Raw genomic sequence first — 16,569 nt, 5'->3', positions numbered from 1 at the left:
CAATCCTGCGCATTTATTCAGGTAAAGTGACTTTACCTAAGCATGGCTTGGCTGAGTTTTAACGTTCAAATAACCAAGGTTTGATGTCACGTGGGTTAACCAAAATCAGCTGCTGGGCTTCTGGCGTGCCTTCGAGATAGTGGGTTTTGACTTGCATCTCTTTGAGTAGGTAATCAACCAATGCGGCACGTGTGGTTATACGCAGTTGTCCGTTTTCCATTTGGTAATCGTGGGCGATGACTTCTTTTTGCTCGTCATTTAAGCGTGGATCAGGGGCGAAAATTAAATCCACCTGCGTATTCCAAACCAGATCGTCCTCTTTAGTGTGATCTGAAGTATCGAGTAATTCTGCATCACCACGGCAGCGGCTTAAGACTAAATCACGATAGTCCTGCGATTTTTCACAGTAGCCACGAACATGCCAACGCAAACCCGTTTTAACCAAGGTATGGGGGTGGAAAATTCGCCCTTCCCATTCGGGATTGGACAGTGACACATAGCCAAGCTCAAGGCGTTTTTGCTGACGAATCGCTGCCGTTAGCACTGCAATCACCTGTGGTGCAACATAACGCTGTGGAACGGAGCAGTGCTCACCCAGCGCGGCATTGAATGATGACTGAGGCGCATAAAACTGACCCGTACTGAACCATTGCAAATAATGCTCAAGCGAGTGTTTGGGGGCTTCAAAGAGATATTGCGCGCTAAATTGATAAGGGCCAGTCACCATCTTCTTTAACCGTTCAGGATGTTGCTCTTGGTAGGCTCGGATATCCTGATAGGCTTGTTGGCGGGTAATCGAAAACTGATCGACCAGATCTTTGTTGCGAACATAGCCTTGCCACAAGGCAAGCATTTCTAAAAACCGATGCCGTTCTTGAAGAGTATGTATGGTCAAGCTGTATATGCCCATTGTTTAACAATGGGCATAACGTAGCATAATCAATAAGATGTATTCGTGATAATTTCGACATTACACGAGGAACATCGGTCGCAGGTGGCCAAAGCGCTAGCGCTGCCAAATCAAAGCAGCGCAACAGAGATGCCGCTGCGATTACCATGAACTACGTGATGTCTTCAGGGCTAAATCCCCAAGAGAAGGCCATTTATCTAGAACCTAAAGATGCTGCACTGGCAGTCATGGTTATCGCAACCAAAGCGGAAAACAAAGATAACCCTGACTATAGAAAGTTTGTTGAAATCTACCAGTCAAAAGCCATTCGAGATTACTTAGCCACAAACTTTAATGGCACTATCGAGCCCGCGTTTTAAATGGGTGGTGAGCGTAAGCATCCAACTTCTACAACCAAAAACGAGCCAGATGGCTCGTTTTTGGTTTAGCGTGGCTTACCGATGTAACCGAGCTTACGCCCAATCCAAAAGATCAAGAGCAGTACTATGACGATGGAGAAAAAGTTTGACCCTTCTTGCGGGTATTGTGCTTTGATAAAAGCTGAGTGACCAAAAGCCCCGACGAAGAAACATGCCAGACCGACTAATGGCACCTCTTCCGCCACAGGATGAGCCAAATACTCTTGATAAAGCATTTGAGCTGAGAGCACTAAAGCTATCAAAGCAAACAGAGAAAATGGGACTGAGCTCATAGTGAGCCATGAAAGCAAAGCATCACTACACATCCCCGCCACCAGTGCCAAGATTAAAGTTTTACGTTCCGAACGCGCGGGCTGCACGTTTTCTTCTATCGGCATTTTGTTGTTCCTTTTACTTTTTATTAGCGTTTGTGCTTATTCCAAGGTGCCTTTTAGGCGATTACGCTCACGCTCTTTACGATACCATTGCGCCCCTTTGGCTAACATGCGCAGTTGCATGATCAAGCGCTCTGCAAGTTCATCTCGCTCACGACCATCAAGATCTAAGGCTTCAGCACCAGAACTAAACACTAAGATGACCGACGCTTCTGCTTGAGTGATCGCCTCTTCACGCGTCACTCCGGTGGCAACCAAATATTCGGTCAGTTCCGCAGCGAAATGTTGGATTTCACGTACGACTGCGGCACGAAACTCACAGGAAGTGCCCGAACGTTCACGCAGCAACAAACGAAATACGTTTGGGCTGCTCTCGATGAACTCCATAAAGGTTTCCACTGAAGTGCGGATCACGCTGCCCTCTTTGGCAATACGCTGGCGGGCTTGGCGCATCAACTGACGTAATAACAACCCACCCTCATCGACCATAGTTAAACCCAGTTCATCCATGTCTTTAAAGTGACGATAAAACGAGGTTGGTGCAATGCCCGCTTCTCGGGCAACTTCACGTAAACTCAGGTTCGAGAAACTTCGATCAGCGCTCAGTTGGCTAAACGCAGCATCAATTAAAGAGCGGCGCGTCTTTTCTTTTTGTTGTGCTCGGATTCCCAACGATTTCATTCCTGTCAGTTCTCAGCTAAGTCAAAAAATTTGGTTCATACTATAACCTGATTGGTTAGCTTGTCTAAGTAACAAAGCTCGTCAGTATGAGACAGCAACCATTTTCGCAACCGGATACCAGATAATAATGGTGCTGATGCTAACTCAATGTAATCAAAAGCGATTGGAATCAAGCAAGGTTGAGCACCTGTTTTGCAATGAAGGCGTGATCCCCTCCACTCTCTGCACCTTGCAGCATGTTTCCACGTAAGGGAATGCGTTAAAATCTCGCAACAGCAATGTTAAGCAAATATAACAAGGATTCACTATGGGACAGAAAAACCACTTTGACGTCATTGTGATCGGTAGCGGTCCGGGCGGAGAAGGGGCAGCCATGGGGCTGACCAAAGGGGGAAAGAATGTCGCGATCATAGAAAAAGAGAGCAGTGTTGGCGGTGGTTGTACTCACTGGGGCACCATCCCGTCGAAAGCTCTACGTCACGCGGTGAGCCGAATTATTGAGTTCAATAGCAACCCGCTGTTTTGCAAAAACAACTCCAGCATTCACGCTACTTTTTCTACCATTTTAAGTCACGCCAAAAGCGTGATCGATAAACAAACACGCCTACGCCAAGGCTTTTACGACCGTAATCAATGCACGCTGATTTTTGGCGCCGCGCACTTTATTGATGCTCACACCGTAGCGGTCAAAAAAGCCGATGGCAGCATCGACACCTACAGTGCCGATAAATTTGTTATCGCCACCGGTTCACGCCCCTACCATCCGAAAGATGTCGATTTTGGTCACCCGCGTATTTATGACAGCGACTCGATTCTGAATCTCGAACATGATCCTCGCCATATCATTATTTACGGCGCAGGGGTGATTGGTTGTGAATACGCCTCTATCTTCCGCGGCTTGGATGTCAAAACGGATCTGATCAACACCCGTGATCGCTTACTGTCATTTCTGGATAATGAAGTCTCTGATGCGCTCTCTTACCACTTCTGGAACAGTGGTGTGGTGATCCGCAATGATGAAACCTACGACAAGGTGGAAGGTACCCACGATGGGGTGATCGTCCATCTTAAATCGGGCAAAAAAATGCGCGCCGACTGCTTGTTGTACGCCAACGGGCGCACCGGTAATACTGATAAGCTCAATTTAGATTCGGTGGGCTTACAAGCCGATTCGCGGGGCCAGTTAGTCGTCAACGCCAATTACCAGACTCAAGTGGAACACATTTATGCCGTGGGTGATGTGATTGGTTACCCAAGCCTTGCCAGCGCCGCTTATGACCAAGGTCGGTTTGTCGCGCAAGCCATCATTCATGGCCAAGCGGCACATTTGCTGACTGAAGATATCCCAACCGGTATTTATACCATCCCGGAGATCAGCTCCGTTGGTCGTACCGAGCAAGAACTGACGGCGGCTAAAGTGCCTTATGAAGTGGGACGCGCTTCTTTCAAACATTTGGCGCGCGCGCAAATTGCAGGCAAAGACATCGGCAGCTTAAAAATCCTGTTCCATCGTGAAACCAAAGAGATTTTAGGTATTCACTGCTTTGGTGAACGAGCAGCAGAAATCATTCATATCGGCCAAGCGATCATGGAACAAAAAGGGGAAGCTAATACCATTGAGTATTTCGTGAATACCACTTTTAACTACCCGACGATGGCCGAAGCCTTCCGTGTTGCAGCCTTAAATGGTCTTAACCGACTGTTTTAATACGCTAGAGTGTTTTATACCCAAACTACTTGGAGTTTGCAGGTAGGCGGCAAGTGCGTTCATCCCCATGAGCATAGATACACTATGTGATTGGGGTGAACGAACGTAGCCAACACCGCTGCAGCTTCAAGAAGGAAAGGGATATGAGATAAAGACAAAAAAGGTCTGGTATTAACCAGACCTTTTCTTATCAAGCGGTTACGCGAGGTGAAATCAGAACTCGCCCACCGCTTCTTTCAACTTACGCATGGCGTTTTTCTCAAGCTGACGAATACGCTCAGCAGAAACACCGTACATTTCTGCCAAGTCTTGCAGTGTGGTTTTATTGTCATCATCCAACCAACGAGCACGCACTATGTGCTGACTACGCTCATCAAGACTCGCCAGCGCCATGCTAAGACGCTGTGTGGTATGCGCTTCCCAGTTTTCAGCTTCTAGGTTATCGGCTAAGTCAGAGTGCTTATCTTCGAGATACAGCACAGGCGCAGTGTAAGCCATGCCGTTTTCGTCATCCTCGGCGGACATCTCAAACGCAGCATCTTGGGCTGCCAGACGAGATTCCATTTCACGCACTTCAGAAGGTTCAACACCCAACTCGCGCGCCACCGTTTCCACTTCGCTGTTATTAAACCAGCCAAGGCGTTTTTTCGATTTACGCAGATTAAAGAACAGTTTGCGCTGTGCTTTGGTGGTGGCGATTTTCACAATACGCCAGTTGCGTAGGACGTATTCATGAATTTCAGCCTTGATCCAATGCACGGCAAATGAAACCAGTCTTACACCAATTTCTGGGTTGAAGCGCTTCACCGCTTTCATTAGGCCGATATTACCTTCTTGTACCAAGTCCGCCATAGGCAGGCCATAACCGGAATAACCACGAGCAACGTGAACAACAAATCGTAGGTGCGACAAGATTAAACCTTTCGCAGCATCGATATCCCCTTTGTAATGTAATCGCTCTGCCAGCTCACGCTCTTCATCAGCACTCAGCATCGGGTAACCGTTTACTGAACGGATGTAGCTATCTAAGCTGTCTTGGGAAACAAGAGCCATTGGATACGCTTGGTTAGTCATTCAATTCCTCATCATTCTCTGATCTGGATACGTAATTTTACCGCTGCAAGCTTGAACCTAAAATGAACAGGTTTCAAGTTTGATTAGCCATTATGCATAAACAAAAGGGCAACTCAAGTCGCGCTCTGCCTCACGCGTGATTCAGCCGCCCATGTATGACCACTATCACTTAAACTGGTTCAATTTCTTTTAAATGTCGCTGAGCAGAAACTTTTGCAGCCACGCAACCCAAAAATACACCGAGCATGACCAACAACAAAGATTCATCCCAACCAAGACCAATTAAACGGAAACGGCTGTCATACAGTAACGCCAACGCTTCAACCGCACCATTAAGTAAAATAGTCATCAAGGCAGTAAGCAACCATGCCGCGACTGCGCCCAATAACCCAAACCACATCCCCGAATAAAGATAGGGACGCAGAATATATGCATCGGTCGCCCCGATAAGTTTCATGGTTTGGATCTCTTCTTTGTTGGCTTGTACGTTAAAACGTAGCGTATTGCCAACAATCAAAAACACCGACATCAACATTAAACTGGATAAACTGACGACCACTATGGCTGCTAAGTGGCGAATCGCATCGAGACGTGCGAACCAATCTTCATCCATACGCACATCAGTCACGCCTTCTTCTGCTTGTAGTGCTTTAGCGAGCATCTGGATCTGTTCACGATTATCCACTTTCGGAGTGATCACCAATACAGCAGGCAAGATGGCGTTATCGAGTAAGCTTATCGCCTGTTCAAATCCGGAATATTTGCTTAAATCATCCAGGCCCTGCTGCGATGAAATGTATTTCACTTGAGCAATTTCATCACGCCGTTCAAGATCGTCTTTTAACACGATAATCCGAGGCTCAGGAATATCGATTTTTAGATAAACATTGAGTTGTGATGGCCCTGCCACTCGCTCTGCTACCGACGCAATATTTTTGCTCAATAGGTACAAACTGGCTGGCAGTGCCAAAGCCATTGATATGACAGCTAGGGTCAAAACATTCCCGACAGGGCGTCGCCACAAAGCCGAAAATGAGGCTTTAGCTTGTTTAAAATGGATCGCGATAAAGCTGTCCGTTTTGGCTCGTTTAACGTCTCTTGGTTTACTCTTCTTATCGCTTTTATCGGTTTTGTTGATTTTGTGATTGCCCGGCTTAACGGCCATAATCCGCTACCTCACTTAAAAAACCCTGATTGAGTTCAAGATGACGATATTGTGGCCGCGAATTCACCAGATGAATATCGTGCGTCGCCAATAGGATCGTCACTCCGGCACGATTGAACTCTTCAAACAAACGCAGCACTCGGTTGGCCAATTCAGGATCAAGGTTCCCTGTCGGCTCATCAGCCAACAGTAAGGTCGGACGGTTAACTACCGCGCGAGCAATCCCGACTCGCTGCTGTTCGCCACCGGAGAGCTGGCTTGGTAAACAGCGAGCTTTATCAAGTAAGCCCGTTTTATCGAGCGCCGCCGAGACACGGCGTTTAATTTCATTTTCCGAGATCGATTCAATGCGCATCGGTAACGCGACATTGTCATAGATGCTGCGATCCATTAACAGACGGTGATCCTGAAAGACAATCCCGATATTACGACGCAAAAACGGAATATCTTTATTTGGAATACGCGTAATATCGTGGCCATTGAAGCTGATTTTGCCATCGGTTGGACGTTCAATCGCACAAATCAGCTTAAGCAAAGTGCTTTTCCCCGCTCCAGAATGACCTCCCAAAAAGGCCATTTCACCACGCCGTAAGTGGAAATCCACTTTCTGTAGCGCCTGTCGTCCACCTCGATACGCTTTACTGACTTGCTGAAACCTGATCACGCCGTCTCCCCCTGACAAGGCTGGCACAGTGTGCCAACTGAGATTGGTTTATTCTTCGCGGCTAAATAGCGCGTCGATAAACTCTTGTGTTGCAAATGGACGTAAGTCGTCAATTTTCTCGCCGACACCGATATAACGGATTGGGATCTGGAATTGATCGGCAATCGCGAAAATCACCCCACCTTTAGCGGTGCCATCAAGCTTGGTTAAGGTAATGCCGGTGATAGGCGCCACATCACTAAACAATTTGGCCTGACTGATCGCGTTTTGTCCGGTACCCGCATCCAGCGTCAACATGATTTCATGTGGTGCGCTGTCGTCAATCTTCTTCATCACGCGTACAATCTTGCGCAGCTCTTCCATCAGGTTACTTTTGTTTTGCAGACGGCCTGCCGTATCCGCAATCACCACGTCAATCCCGCGCGCTTTCGCCGCTTCAATCGCATCATAAATGACGGAGGCACTGTCTGCGCCAGTATGCTGAGCGATGACAGGTACTTGATTGCGCTCTCCCCACACTTGCAACTGCTCAACCGCCGCAGCGCGGAAAGTATCACCGGCGGCCAGCATCACTTTCTTACCTTGCGCTTGGAACTGTTTCGCCAGTTTACCGATCGTGGTGGTTTTACCTACCCCGTTCACGCCCACCATCAAGATCACATAAGGCTTCTTCTCAGTATCGATAACCAATGGCTGCTCGACCTGAGAGAGAATCTCGGCCATCTCTTCTTTGAGCAGACCGTACAGCGCTTCCCCATCACGCAGTTGCTGGCGAGAAGCTTTGGCGGTCAAATTAGCGATAATTTTGCTGGTCGTATCCATGCCGACATCGGCAATCAGCAGTTGTTCTTCGAGCTCTTCGAATAGGTCATCATCAATCTTTTTGCCTTTAAACAGGCCAAAGAAGCCAGCGCCGATATTCGCTTTGGTGCGGCTCAAGCTGCGCTTTAAGCGCGCAAAGAAACTTTCGGTCGGTTTTTCTTGTTCAACAATACGTGCAGATTCAACCGCGGCTGTTTCTGTTTCTGTTTCTGTTTCTGTTTCTGTTTCTGTTTCTGTTTCTGTTTCTGTTTCTGTTAACACATTTTCCGCTTGAATCGCCACCGCTTCAACATCGGCTTGGCTTTGTGGTTCATCCTGCGTTTGAGTATCCGTTACAGTGGTTTGGCTTTTTTCTTCATCACCAAATCCAAGCCATGACAACAAGCCACGCTTCTTTTTTTCCGTCATCTGGAGCTATCCTGAATCGCTTTATTTTAATACAGACTTTTCTTGGCCATTATTGCGGCTCCGAAAAGAAAAATGACAAAGCAGTGAAAACTTTTTGCTTCGCTTGGTACACTTTGCCCAGTTTTTTATATTCACTCGGGTTGTCGCGCCAAATGGCTGACAAGCGAGGTATAGTAACACTTAATTAGCGGTCAAAAAATCTATGCAAAGACGTCGCCAGCCAAACCCATCACAAAAAATAGCCCCTACAGGGCAAGTTCGGATCATCAGCGGCCTGTGGCGTGGCCGAAAATTACCCGTGCATGATGCCGAAGGGCTACGCCCGACGACCGATCGAGTGAAAGAAACGCTGTTTAACTGGCTTGCTCAAGAAGTGCCAAATGCTCGCTGTCTCGATATTTTTGCAGGTTCTGGTGGCCTAGGCTTCGAGTGTGCATCACGCCAAGCCAACCAAGTAACCATGCTTGAGCTGAACCCGCTCGCCTTTCAGCAACTCAAAACTAATGTACAGAGCCTGAAAGCAGAAAATATTGAGCTTATTCACACGGATGCACTCGCCTTTCTGCGACAATCGGGTAAACCTTATGACGTGGTGTTTATTGACCCTCCTTTTCGACAAGGTTTGTTACAGGCAACCACTCAGTTACTCGAGCAAAACGGTTGGCTCGCGCCACAAGCGATGATTTATATTGAGTGCGAAAAAGAGCTGCCACTGACGGAGTTGCCTCCTCATTGGCATCTACATCGAGAAAAGAGTGCCGGACAAGTCTGTTATCGACTGTTTATAAGGGAAGAACAATGAAAGCACTACTCTGGTTAGCGAAAGCAGCGATTGGTTTTGTATGGCTAGTTTTGCTGTTCAACATCGTGAAGCCTTTTCCGGGTAATGCAGCCATCGCACTCTACATCATGACTGCATTTTTACTCTTCATGCACGGTTTGCAAATGTTGATATTCATTGGCGCATTTGGCGATAAAGTACCGCTGAAGCGTTGGGAAAAGTGGTCAATTTTAATCTTTGGTATTTTCGCCATGTTGGATATTCGCCGTAAATACATGATGTAAAAAAACCGCCGCGAGGCGTTTTTTTTACATCACAGACGACCGTGAATATGACTAAAACACGATCGACGCTGAGATCAACGCTTGGGCAATCAGGTAGCTGCTAGAGATAATCATGTGCCCCCAAGGAACGGGACGCCGATAATCGTGGATCGCTAATAACGTTGCAGAAAGAATATAAACTAGACACCCCAAGAAACCAGCACCGGAAGCCAATGTCGCCTCTTGTAGCCACAGCTCACCCGCTGCCCACGCCATCTGAACTAACATTAGCCCCATAATGGTGACAGGGAAGATTAAGGTATCAATTTGCGGCAGTAGCAGAAAAAACACCACTATGCTTGCTGCCACAAGTAATGCTGGTAGCCACCACACCATACTACCCGACAATTGCACCCAGAATGCTTTACTAAACAGCAGTTGCGCGACTAAAAACAGCACAAAACTGGCTTTGTGGTAACGAAAATTTAACCGCAATCCATGCGCAAACATTGACACCGCCAAACCAAGAGAGATGAAAATCACCTCTGGCGTGGCATGACTGTGCTGCTCCCACACAATGATCGTCAGTAACAGAAGGCTGAAAACTCGAAAGAATATCGCTTGCTTACGCTTCTGATTTTCATAAGCAGAAATGCTGATAAAACCCGACAACACGACAGAAATCCAGCTCAACATGCCCATACCCCTAACTCAAACTGCCGCCAGTGTAGGGATCTGACTTTTGATGTCCAGCTATCAAAGTAAAAAGTTGGATCTTGCTAGCGAATCCCAGCGTGAGCTGCTATATAAAATAGTAATTACTCAATAAAACCACAAAACAAGAAAACTTGCCACAAAACAAAACAATAAAGAAAATCAACACCAAACAAACAAAACCAAATCAAAATAAAACAAAAAAATGGAAAAACCACCAAAACAAAAACAGAAAATAGAAATAAAAACACTATAAAAACAACAACAAAACAATAAATAAACTGAAAACAACCAACATAACAAAGAAATGAAAAATCACTGCTATTTTTGAAACTATAAAACCAGAGATAGGATAAAAACACAATCCAATTGATAATAGATATCAACAACAAGAAAATAATTCTCATAAAGTGGTAATTTACTAAAACCTGACAATCGATCCCAAACAAACCGTAATAACCACAACCAGAACAAATAGCAACCGACCAGAAAATAATAAAAAACACTATAAAATCAATAAAATAAATCTAACATTGAATTAAAAATCAGCATTTAGCTTATGATTAAAACAGCGTAAAAGTGTGACTTTTCTTACGTTAAAAATCACCTTACAAGCAAAAGAACTGTGTTTTTTAAACTTTATCCAACGATCTATTGATCAAGCTGGGTAAATGATCTATTCTTTTTTTACAGAATGAGTAATCAACCAAAGGAGCAGTGTTATGATTTCTTCATCTCAAAAACAAGGACTTGTTATGATCGCAGTAATCATTGGTTTAATGACACTGCCCATGATGTACTAAGTCAGTGTTTTTAAAATAAAAAAGGACGCGTCGCGTCCTTTTTTATTGGTTATATGTTCCACTACTGAAAATGTTGAGATAACTCTTCCCAATGCCAGTAATAGAAAAATAGGGCTCCTAAGGTCATCAACATCATCAGCATAAAAGCAATTCGCCACACAAACTTCCCACTTCTCGGCGTGAGCTCATCTTCACACTCTTGGCATACCGCGAGAAAAGCTTTGCGATCATCTAAGCGATAATTCTCTTCATGCACCACTTTATTGCGAATGGTCGCCACATAACGCAGCTTTTTAATCACGTCATGGGGTAAACGTTCCTCACAACTGGTGACCAATTGATGTAATCCCTTGCCTTCTGCATGGTATTGTTCGCGCAACAAGGTTTCGAGTTTGCGCGTTCGTAGAACAACTTGTTCAATTTCTGACATTTCCGCCCTCCTGCGCTTCTCTCTTTATTTTCTAGCAGCCAGAGTCACATTATCCAATTGTTAGTCGAACAATGGCTGAGAAAGTGTGAGATATGCCGAAAAAATCCCTTTGATTACTGCCACACATCTCTTTCTCACCACAAACTGCTTGGAAAAATACGCCATTCGCTAAAATAGCGGCGTATTCAGAATAGGAGGCTGTTATGCCCTTCACTTTATTGATCAGTTTAGCGTTATTGATTATTGCGGCCATTTGGTTTTTCAGCCACTTCTACCGCCGCCACATGCAAGGTGAAAATGCCCCGCAGCGTACTGCCGAGGTGACCATACTGGATAAGCAAGCGATCGACATTCCGCACCCTCTCCCCGGTCAAGACGATCAAGAGTTTTGGATTTACGTACAGAAAGGGCGTTTAGGACCAAAACGTGAGTTTCAAGTTGGTATTCATTACTATCACGCGCTCAATCCTGGTGATAAAGGCATTCTGACTTACCAAGGGCAACGCTTTTTACACTTTGCTTTAAAGCGTTAAACCATAATTTGTTAAAACAGCACTTAAAGCGGGTAATTCCATACTGTTTATAATGGTTTAATAGTCTATGCCTATCAGAAAAATCAGATAATCCAAATTTCTTCCATCTCTGAACTACACTATTCTTGGTTCATCCCGATAAGGGAAATAAAAAACTGAGAGGTGTAAAAATGGCAACGAATTTGATTGGTCTTGATACCACACAAAGTCAAAAACTAGCGAATGCGCTCAACAACTTGCTGGCCAACTATCAAGTGTTCTATATGAATACTCGCGGTTACCACTGGAATATTCAAGGTAAGGAATTTTTCGAACTGCACGCTAAGTTCGAAGAGATTTATACCGACTTACAGCTAAAAATCGATGAACTGGCAGAGCGTATTTTAACGCTGAGTGCTCGACCCATGCACAGCTTTAGTGGTTACCTCAAAGCAGCGCAAATCAAAGAGCATACCGACTCAATTGATGGCCGTAGCAGTATGCAGGGATTGGTGGATGGCTTTAGCATTCTGCTCCACCAACAACGAGACATTCTTGAACTTGCTGCCGAAACTGGGGATGAAGGGACTTCAGCGCTGATGAGTGACTACATCCGCGAACAAGAAAAGCTGGTGTGGATGCTTAACGCTTGGCTGAAATAAATCATCGCCACGATAAGCTCATCAAACATAAGGTGCAGGAAAGTTAATCTATTTGGTCGGTCAGCCTTTATCATCCTACACCCTCAGAGTCGGGCTGGCCGACCATCTCTACCCAAATGACTTGGCGTTGCACCCAACATCGCTGCAGCTTCAATTAGGAAAGGGATATCAACTTATCACTAAATTAATCGATTGATGTCCTGGCTCCAACGCTGGGCTTCAATCAATTCCTGACGGACATCTTCCAGATCAAAACCCAGTTCTAAGCAGTGTTTTTCAACACCTTGCCAATCGGCTTTTTCAAAACACTCCTCAAGAGCGAGCAAAGTACCCAGTGGCCCTTCACGCTCTCGCAGTGCCAACTTTACATCATCGGCCAGCGGCAGTTGCTCCACCAATTGCTCGATTGAAGTATCTAACAAGGCATCCAGTACAGAAAACATGCCAATCAAAAAGGCTTGATCACGATGCGCTTTAAAATGCGGATGCGTCGCCATCAACTGGCAAAACTGCGCTCTTTGTAGCGATAAGTTGTAAAGCTCCTTCGGTTTTTTGGATGAGATATAAGACGCGACCGCCAAAGAGACGAAAATGCGCAACTTATCCTGTCCAAGATACACCAAGGCTTGGCGAAATGAGGAAATAGAGACAGAGAGCCGATCCGACATAGTGTTTACGAAACGTAGTAGTTTGTAGGATAGCGCAATATCTTGCGCCACCAAACGCTCCACTCGCACATAATCGACTTCCGGCTGGCAGACTTCGCGAAACAGTTGCATCGCAATCACATGCTCTGGACTGATGTAGCGCTGTTTGATGATTTCTGGCTTGCTGAAAAAATAGCCTTGAAAGAAGGTAAAACCGGCATGACGCGCTTGATGAAATTCATCTTCTGTCTCAACTCGCTCGGCTAAAAATCGCCTACGACTCCCCTGAGCCAATCGATCGCGCACAAATTCACACGCTTTATCGAGCCCCATCGCCATGATGTCAATTTTGACTATTTGTACGTAAGGTAAAAAACGCTCCCAAGCTGGTGAGTAAACAAAATCATCTAACGCGAGCAGATAACCTCGCTGACTCAGCTCTTGTATCGCCTCAAAAAGATCATCGGTCGGCTGGCACGTTTCCAAAATTTCTACCACGATCTGCTCACGCGGCAGAGTCAGAGGCAAACGTCGAATTAAGCTTTTATGGGGAAAGTTGATAAAACAGCGCGAGCGGGCAATTCTCGGGTTGGTACCAAGGGATAAAAAGTTTTCAACGATCAGACGATAGGTTGCACGATCGGCATCCATGTACTCAGGAAACGCGTTTTTTTCTCCATCTCGAAACAGCAGCTCATAACCTAGCGTGTGTCGCTTTGCATTCAATATCGGTTGGCGTGCTACATAAGTTGTGTACATGGTGTCCTCAAAGGCTTGCTTACGCTTTGGCGGTGGCCAACAGCATTCCGCAGCCCATAAACATCGAACCAAACAGTTTATTCATTCTGGTCATGATATTGGGTGAACGAACATAGCGACCTAGCTGCGCAGCCAGCGCCGTGTATCCGAACATGACAATCGCATCAATAGTAACGGTTGTGATACCCAGAACCAAGAACTGTGGCCAATGATCTCTAGTGGGATCAATAAACTGCGGAAATAATGCCACTAAGAAAACGATTGATTTGGGATTGGTCAGGTTAATCAATATTGCTTTACGCAGTAGGGCGGCTTGCGAGAGTTCATTAGAAGTTGTGGTAGCCGTTAGGGGGGCTCTATCTCGCCATTTCTGAATACCCAGCCATACTAAATAAGCCGCGCCAATCCATTTGATCAGAGTGAACGCCAACGCAGATTGTGCCACCAAAGCGCCAATTCCGATGCCTACCAACACTATATGGCAAGCAAGACCGATTTGTAGGCCGATAATCGCCCCTAATGAGTGGCGTGTACCATAACTTAAACCATTGCTGATCGAGTTGACCGTGCCTGAACCGGGCGCCAGACTAAACACCACCGCGGTCAGTAGATAGGCAAGCCAAACATGGATATCCATTGCAATTCCTCATTCCTGACTTATGCTAGCCCAATAAGGTCAAACACTGATGCGCACAACCCCATTGCCAACTTATGAACCCTGAAAAAAATCTTTATCCTTATACGCAAGAGTCGAGTTTGGAGCAAGCTCTCAACTTTGAGATAGCTCAAGTGTGGCACACTCGAAGCGAAGGAACCTATCGCAGTTTTGATAAAACGCACATTTATTGGTGTAGTCTCAAGCAGCCTGAGCATCAAAAAGCCGTAGTGATTGTGAATGGCAGGATTGAATCTGCGTGGAAATATAAAGAGCTGTGTTATGACCTATTCCGCCAAGGTTTTGATGTTTATACCTATGATCACCGTGGTCAAGGACGGTCAGAACGTCTGACTGAAGATAGACAAATTGGCCATGTACATGAGTTTCAAGATTACGTGACTGACTTAAAAGCCTTAGTCGAGCATTTCGATCTCAGTCACTACCAAGAGCGCTTTTTATTAGCCCATTCTATGGGTGGCGCGATTGCTACGCGCTATATCCAGACCACTCCAGAGCACCCCTTTAGCGCACTGGCACTGAGCGCTCCGATGTTTGGCGTGAATATGCCTTGGTATTTAAGGCCATGGGCTTTGCTCATCACTCAAATTATGGCCGCCGTTACCCCAAAACCCAGTTACGCTCCGGGTTATGGCCCTTATCACGCCAAACCCTTTCATCTCAATCTGCTCACCCACAGTGAAACCCGTTACCAATTGTTTCGTGAACTGTATGAAGCACACCCTGAACTGCAAATTGGTGGGCCGAGTCACCGCTGGGTTTGGCAAAGCTTAATGGCGACCAAACAGTGTTTGCAGTTAACCCGACAAATCAAAATCCCCATGCTGATCTTACAAGCTGGCGAAGAAGCGATTGTGTGTAATCGGGCGCAAAACCGGCTCTTCAAAAAGCTGTCTCGCACCCAAAAACGTGCCGCTTTATGCCGCATAGCAGGAGCCAGACATGAACTGCTTTTTGAACAAGATGCCTACCGAAATCAGACGTTAGACCATATTTTGCGTTTTTTCGCCGCCAGTACTATCAACCATAAAAGACAGTACCATCGACCATAAAAATTGAGGAAAAGCGCAAAGAGAGGTTTACCCTCTTTTTCCGCATTTAATTCCACTACACTAGGCAACCTAAGGGTGACGGCTCATCCGGCCAACCGAGAAACAGAGAGTTTTATGACCACTTCAGCACACAAACATCCGTATAAAATCGTGGCGTCGGATCTCGACGGCACCTTACTCGCCCCGAACCATCAGTTGAGCGAATTTTCGAAACAGACTTTGAAACAGCTGCACGATAAAGGATTTACCTTTATTTTCGCGACAGGCCGTCACCACATTGATGTCGCGGGGATTCGTGAAATCGCGGGGATTCCTGCGTATATGATCACCTCAAACGGTGCGCGAGTGCATGACCAGAATGACCAACTGATGTACAGCAAAAACGTACCGCAAGATTTGGTGCAAGCCATCATCGATGTCGTTAAACACGATGAGCAGTTGTTCGTGCATCTGTACCGTAATGACGAATGGATGCTCAATAAAGAAGATGAGATCCTGCGCGACTTCCATGAAGACTCTGGTTTTACCTATCGCGTCTTTGATGTTAATAACGCCCCAACCGATGGCATCGCGAAAATTTTCTTCACTCAAGAAGACCAAGATCATGAACATTTGGTGCAGTACGAAACCTTACTGAATCAGCGCTTTGGCGATAAAATCAACGTTGCCTTTTCAACACCTTGGTGCCTAGAAGTCATGTGTGCGGGCGTGTCAAAAGGCGATGCGCTGCAAGCTGTGGCCGAATCTCTTCACCTTAGCCTTGAAAACTGTATTGCGTTTGGGGATGGGATGAATGATGTCGAAATGCTCTCCATGGCAGGAAAAGGCCTAGTCATGGGTACAGCTCATGAAAAAGTATTCAACGCTCTACCGGATAATGAAGTGATCGGCAGTAATGCCGATGATGCGGTAGCGCATTACCTGCATCAACATCTGTTTTAATCAGATTCACGTCTCGCTCGGTGCCTATTGCGCTCAGGTTAAGCCGTAAAAGATCGTCTTCTGAGCACAACTCGACGGCAGCCTAACGCTGCCGTTTGCCATG

The 16,569-nt window shown here is 46.0% G+C and carries 19 protein-coding genes and 1 pseudogene; 8 read left to right on the top strand and 12 right to left on the bottom strand.

All coding sequences use genetic code 11. The features are described 5' to 3' along the window. Positions 1-58: 58 nt before the first annotated feature. Entirely contained in the window at positions 59-910 is an 852-nt protein-coding gene (locus R4537_RS06070) for a BrxR family transcriptional regulator (protein ID WP_479688292.1), read from the bottom strand. Positions 911-1,038: 128 nt separating this feature from the next. Here R4537_RS06070 and R4537_RS06065 point away from each other — a divergent pair. Next, positions 1,039-1,269, top strand: a pseudogene (locus R4537_RS06065) (MetQ/NlpA family ABC transporter substrate-binding protein); the annotation flags it as partial. A gap of 65 nt (positions 1,270-1,334) precedes the next feature. Here R4537_RS06065 and R4537_RS06060 read toward each other — a convergent pair. Both R4537_RS06060 and fabR read right to left on the bottom strand, forming a co-directional pair. After that, positions 1,335-1,706, bottom strand: a complete 372-nt coding sequence (locus R4537_RS06060; protein WP_071178032.1) for a YijD family membrane protein — start codon at positions 1,704-1,706, stop codon at positions 1,335-1,337. A gap of 36 nt (positions 1,707-1,742) precedes the next feature. Then, on the bottom strand, positions 1,743-2,384 hold the full coding sequence (fabR, locus tag R4537_RS06055) for an HTH-type transcriptional repressor FabR (protein WP_000838356.1): 642 nt from the start codon (positions 2,382-2,384) through the stop codon (positions 1,743-1,745). A 307-nt stretch (positions 2,385-2,691) separates the two neighbouring features. On the opposite strand from fabR, the gene sthA reads away from it, so the two are divergent. Further along, positions 2,692-4,092, top strand: a complete 1,401-nt coding sequence (sthA, locus tag R4537_RS06050) for a Si-specific NAD(P)(+) transhydrogenase (protein ID WP_071178031.1) — start codon at positions 2,692-2,694, stop codon at positions 4,090-4,092. Between the two features lie 213 nt (positions 4,093-4,305). Here sthA and rpoH read toward each other — a convergent pair whose 3' ends face one another. The 4 genes from rpoH to ftsY all read right to left on the bottom strand — a co-directional run bounded on the left by rpoH (position 4,306) and on the right by ftsY (position 8,225). After that, positions 4,306-5,166, bottom strand: a complete 861-nt coding sequence (gene rpoH, locus R4537_RS06045) for an RNA polymerase sigma factor RpoH (protein WP_071178030.1) — start codon at positions 5,164-5,166, stop codon at positions 4,306-4,308. 169 nt (positions 5,167-5,335) lie between these two features. Beyond that, complete coding sequence (ftsX, locus tag R4537_RS06040) at positions 5,336-6,331, bottom strand: permease-like cell division protein FtsX (RefSeq protein ID WP_071178029.1); 996 nt, start codon at positions 6,329-6,331, stop codon at positions 5,336-5,338. Next, positions 6,321-6,995, bottom strand: a complete 675-nt coding sequence (gene ftsE, locus R4537_RS06035; protein ID WP_000617863.1) for a cell division ATP-binding protein FtsE — start codon at positions 6,993-6,995, stop codon at positions 6,321-6,323. The genes ftsX and ftsE overlap by 11 nt, the downstream gene beginning before the upstream one ends. 48 nt (positions 6,996-7,043) lie before the next feature. Beyond that, entirely contained in the window at positions 7,044-8,225 is a 1,182-nt protein-coding gene (gene ftsY / locus R4537_RS06030; RefSeq protein ID WP_338953660.1) for a signal recognition particle-docking protein FtsY, read from the bottom strand. Positions 8,226-8,427: 202 nt separating this feature from the next. Here ftsY and rsmD point away from each other — a divergent pair, with 202 nt between their 5' ends. Together rsmD and R4537_RS06020 are read left to right on the top strand one after the other, a co-directional pair. Next, the gene (gene rsmD, locus R4537_RS06025) at positions 8,428-9,027 is read left to right on the top strand and encodes a 16S rRNA (guanine(966)-N(2))-methyltransferase RsmD (RefSeq protein ID WP_002030155.1); all 600 of its coding nucleotides are present in this window, start codon (positions 8,428-8,430) and stop codon (positions 9,025-9,027) included. Continuing rightward, the gene (locus R4537_RS06020; protein WP_000645838.1) at positions 9,024-9,290 is read left to right on the top strand and encodes a DUF1145 domain-containing protein; all 267 of its coding nucleotides are present in this window, start codon (positions 9,024-9,026) and stop codon (positions 9,288-9,290) included. Before rsmD ends, R4537_RS06020 begins: the two co-directional genes overlap by 4 nt. A gap of 51 nt (positions 9,291-9,341) precedes the next feature. Here the strand turns inward: R4537_RS06020 and R4537_RS06015 are convergent, their stop codons facing one another. The 3 genes from R4537_RS06015 to R4537_RS06005 all read right to left on the bottom strand — a co-directional run bounded on the left by R4537_RS06015 (position 9,342) and on the right by R4537_RS06005 (position 11,216). Next, positions 9,342-9,971, bottom strand: a complete 630-nt coding sequence (locus R4537_RS06015; RefSeq protein ID WP_000525633.1) for a lysoplasmalogenase — start codon at positions 9,969-9,971, stop codon at positions 9,342-9,344. A gap of 116 nt (positions 9,972-10,087) precedes the next feature. Beyond that, the gene (locus R4537_RS06010; RefSeq protein WP_071178046.1) at positions 10,088-10,345 is read right to left on the bottom strand and encodes a hypothetical protein; all 258 of its coding nucleotides are present in this window, start codon (positions 10,343-10,345) and stop codon (positions 10,088-10,090) included. A 502-nt stretch (positions 10,346-10,847) separates the two neighbouring features. After that, positions 10,848-11,216 carry a DUF4145 domain-containing protein gene (locus R4537_RS06005; protein WP_071178027.1) on the bottom strand — a complete coding sequence of 123 codons (369 nt, stop codon included), beginning with the start codon at positions 11,214-11,216 and terminating at the stop codon, positions 10,848-10,850. A gap of 203 nt (positions 11,217-11,419) precedes the next feature. On the opposite strand from R4537_RS06005, the gene R4537_RS06000 reads away from it, so the two are divergent. Both R4537_RS06000 and R4537_RS05995 read left to right on the top strand, forming a co-directional pair. Beyond that, complete coding sequence (locus R4537_RS06000) at positions 11,420-11,749, top strand: DUF2500 domain-containing protein (protein ID WP_001117041.1); 330 nt, start codon at positions 11,420-11,422, stop codon at positions 11,747-11,749. Positions 11,750-11,919: 170 nt separating this feature from the next. Further along, positions 11,920-12,390: a Dps family protein gene (locus tag R4537_RS05995; protein ID WP_000224702.1), complete on the top strand. Its 471-nt coding sequence runs from the start codon at positions 11,920-11,922 to the stop codon at positions 12,388-12,390. Positions 12,391-12,569: 179 nt separating this feature from the next. Here the strand turns inward: R4537_RS05995 and R4537_RS05990 are convergent, their stop codons facing one another. Beyond that, a complete protein-coding gene (locus R4537_RS05990) occupies positions 12,570-13,796 on the bottom strand; it encodes an EAL and HDOD domain-containing protein (protein WP_071178026.1) in 1,227 nt (408 codons plus the stop codon). Between the two features lie 19 nt (positions 13,797-13,815). Further along, a complete protein-coding gene (rhtB, locus tag R4537_RS05985; RefSeq protein WP_071178025.1) occupies positions 13,816-14,433 on the bottom strand; it encodes a homoserine/homoserine lactone efflux protein in 618 nt (205 codons plus the stop codon). Positions 14,434-14,507: 74 nt separating this feature from the next. Between rhtB and R4537_RS05980 the strand changes: the two genes are divergently transcribed. Together R4537_RS05980 and R4537_RS05975 are read left to right on the top strand one after the other, a co-directional pair. Continuing rightward, the gene (locus R4537_RS05980) at positions 14,508-15,524 is read left to right on the top strand and encodes an alpha/beta fold hydrolase (RefSeq protein ID WP_071178024.1); all 1,017 of its coding nucleotides are present in this window, start codon (positions 14,508-14,510) and stop codon (positions 15,522-15,524) included. Positions 15,525-15,638: 114 nt separating this feature from the next. Then, positions 15,639-16,466 carry a Cof-type HAD-IIB family hydrolase gene (locus R4537_RS05975; RefSeq protein ID WP_002030139.1) on the top strand — a complete coding sequence of 276 codons (828 nt, stop codon included), beginning with the start codon at positions 15,639-15,641 and terminating at the stop codon, positions 16,464-16,466. The last annotated feature ends 103 nt before the right edge of the window (positions 16,467-16,569 follow it).

It is taken from the genome of Vibrio paracholerae (assembly GCF_037672085.1).
GTDB lineage: Bacteria > Pseudomonadota > Gammaproteobacteria > Enterobacterales > Vibrionaceae > Vibrio > Vibrio cholerae.
Note: the sequence above shows the minus strand (reverse complement) of the source record. Positions and strands in the feature narration are given on the sequence as shown.

Coding starts and splice junctions, on each gene's coding strand:
- R4537_RS05975 (WP_002030139.1), top strand. CDS start 15,639: ATGACCACTTCAGCACACAAACATCCGTATAAAATCGTGGCGTCGGAT.
- ftsX (WP_071178029.1), bottom strand. CDS start 6,331: ATGGCCGTTAAGCCGGGCAATCACAAAATCAACAAAACCGATAAAAGC.
- R4537_RS06070 (WP_479688292.1), bottom strand. CDS start 910: ATGGGCATATACAGCTTGACCATACATACTCTTCAAGAACGGCATCGG.
- rhtB (WP_071178025.1), bottom strand. CDS start 14,433: ATGGATATCCATGTTTGGCTTGCCTATCTACTGACCGCGGTGGTGTTT.
- sthA (WP_071178031.1), top strand. CDS start 2,692: ATGGGACAGAAAAACCACTTTGACGTCATTGTGATCGGTAGCGGTCCG.
- R4537_RS06005 (WP_071178027.1), bottom strand. CDS start 11,216: ATGTCAGAAATTGAACAAGTTGTTCTACGAACGCGCAAACTCGAAACC.
- rpoH (WP_071178030.1), bottom strand. CDS start 5,166: ATGACTAACCAAGCGTATCCAATGGCTCTTGTTTCCCAAGACAGCTTA.
- R4537_RS06060 (WP_071178032.1), bottom strand. CDS start 1,706: ATGCCGATAGAAGAAAACGTGCAGCCCGCGCGTTCGGAACGTAAAACT.
- R4537_RS05995 (WP_000224702.1), top strand. CDS start 11,920: ATGGCAACGAATTTGATTGGTCTTGATACCACACAAAGTCAAAAACTA.
- R4537_RS06000 (WP_001117041.1), top strand. CDS start 11,420: ATGCCCTTCACTTTATTGATCAGTTTAGCGTTATTGATTATTGCGGCC.
- R4537_RS06020 (WP_000645838.1), top strand. CDS start 9,024: ATGAAAGCACTACTCTGGTTAGCGAAAGCAGCGATTGGTTTTGTATGG.
- R4537_RS06015 (WP_000525633.1), bottom strand. CDS start 9,971: ATGGGCATGTTGAGCTGGATTTCTGTCGTGTTGTCGGGTTTTATCAGC.
- R4537_RS05980 (WP_071178024.1), top strand. CDS start 14,508: ATGAACCCTGAAAAAAATCTTTATCCTTATACGCAAGAGTCGAGTTTG.
- fabR (WP_000838356.1), bottom strand. CDS start 2,384: ATGAAATCGTTGGGAATCCGAGCACAACAAAAAGAAAAGACGCGCCGC.
- R4537_RS05990 (WP_071178026.1), bottom strand. CDS start 13,796: ATGTACACAACTTATGTAGCACGCCAACCGATATTGAATGCAAAGCGA.
- rsmD (WP_002030155.1), top strand. CDS start 8,428: ATGCAAAGACGTCGCCAGCCAAACCCATCACAAAAAATAGCCCCTACA.
- ftsY (WP_338953660.1), bottom strand. CDS start 8,225: ATGACGGAAAAAAAGAAGCGTGGCTTGTTGTCATGGCTTGGATTTGGT.